At 39.0% G+C, this 231-nt stretch carries 1 protein-coding gene; it reads right to left on the bottom strand.

All coding sequences use genetic code 11. The features are described from left to right. The coding region (locus JFU56_RS22815; protein ID WP_198439474.1) for a hypothetical protein at positions 1 to 231 on the bottom strand (231 nt) is incomplete at both ends.

Below are 231 nucleotides of genomic sequence, written 5' to 3'. Positions count from 1 at the left end.
CCCCATTGTAACCATAGCTATTTCCATGCTCGTCCATTGCACTCGTTATAAGCTCAAACTTGTCAATACCTTTGAGATTTGACGACTCAGTATCAAGGGTAAATAGATACTCTTTTTTATAACTATCACCACCTGACTCTCGAATATTCAGGTCAATTGGAGTTCCCGTATTCGGTTCAGTTTTTTCATACCACATAGTAACAAATGATGGCTGACTGCCTTCTTCTACTA

The organism is Moritella sp. F3, assembly GCF_015082335.1.
Taxonomy (GTDB): domain Bacteria; phylum Pseudomonadota; class Gammaproteobacteria; order Enterobacterales; family Moritellaceae; genus Moritella.
The sequence above is the reverse complement of the archived record's forward strand: the minus strand, read 5'-3'. Positions and strand labels throughout refer to the sequence as shown.